Genomic DNA, 565 nt, shown 5'->3' on the forward strand with positions numbered 1-565 from the left:
CGAATTGCTTGATTCAGTTGTTAAAGAGCGGTTGGTTAAGTCTTTCGTCTCAACCGAGGCGCGCATTCTACAGCAGCCTCACCTTCCGTCAAGTGATTTCGAAAATTTCTTTTCAATCTCAACCACTTGCCTTTGTATCTATTCAGCAGAGCGCTTAGATCACTCAAAACTTCATGCTTGTACTAATAGTAAAACCCCCGATCAGTTTCCTGATCGGGGGTTTTGGTATAGGTGCTTGACGATGACCTACTCTCACATGGGGAAACCCCACACTACCATCGGCGATGCATCGTTTCACTACTGAGTTCGGGATGGGATCAGGTGGTTCCAATGCTCTATGGTCGTCAAGCGATTCAGCTGGGATATCGCGGTGAAGCGCTATCCCGAATTGGGTATGTGATGTCTTGGTTTGTAGTTTTGCAAATTTTCGGCTGTTGCAGTCTTCATAGAGACACACAAACATCAAATTGTTTGGGTGTTATATGGTCAAGCCTCACGGGCAATTAGTATTGGTTAGCTCAACGCCTCACAGCGCTTACACACCCAACCTATCAACGTCGTAGTC

2 rRNA genes are annotated in these 565 nt (G+C 46.2%); both read right to left on the reverse strand.

Annotated features, from left to right (window positions below):
• Positions 1 to 233: 233 nt before the first annotated feature.
• Positions 234 to 349 (reverse strand): 5S ribosomal RNA (gene rrf, locus IOD17_RS19260).
• 133 nt (positions 350 to 482) lie between these two features.
• Positions 483 to 565, reverse strand: a 23S ribosomal RNA gene (locus IOD17_RS19265); the annotation flags it as partial.

It is taken from the genome of Pseudomonas anguilliseptica, assembly GCF_021375795.1.
Classification (GTDB): domain Bacteria; phylum Pseudomonadota; class Gammaproteobacteria; order Pseudomonadales; family Pseudomonadaceae; genus Aquipseudomonas; species Aquipseudomonas anguilliseptica_A.